A 381-nucleotide genomic window follows, 5' to 3' on the forward strand; every position below is an offset into this window, starting at 1 on the left:
TGTCGAGGAACAGGCCGAGCTCCTTGCGGTCCTCGGTGAGGTAGGCAATGCCGGCCTCCAGCGCCTCGCGCGGCGAAGCAATGGCAATCGGCTTGCCGTCGAGTTCCAACTCGCCCGCACTGCGGCGGTCGGCGCCGAAGATCAACCGGGCAAGCTCGGTGCGGCCGGACCCGCCCAGCCCCGCCAGCGCCAGGACTTCGCCGTGGTGAAGATCGAACGAGCAGTCCTTCAGCAATCCGCCGTCCGACATGCCGCGCACCGACAGCGCCACACGGCGCTGGCTGTCCGGCGGCCGGTGATCCTTCTTGTAGAAGGCCGAGAGATCGCGGCCGACCATCATCGAGACCAGGCGCGAGGCGTTGAGGTCGGCGCGCTCGAGGG

General features: G+C 69.0%; 1 protein-coding gene. It reads right to left on the minus strand.

The features are described 5' to 3' along the window. Window positions 1–381, minus strand: a 381-nt coding sequence (locus tag EN738_RS35140) for an ATP-binding cassette domain-containing protein (protein WP_145967082.1), incomplete at both ends; no start/stop codon positions are given.

It is taken from the genome of Mesorhizobium sp. M4B.F.Ca.ET.017.02.2.1, assembly GCF_003998955.1.
Classification (GTDB): Bacteria; Pseudomonadota; Alphaproteobacteria; order Rhizobiales; family Rhizobiaceae; genus Mesorhizobium; species Mesorhizobium abyssinicae.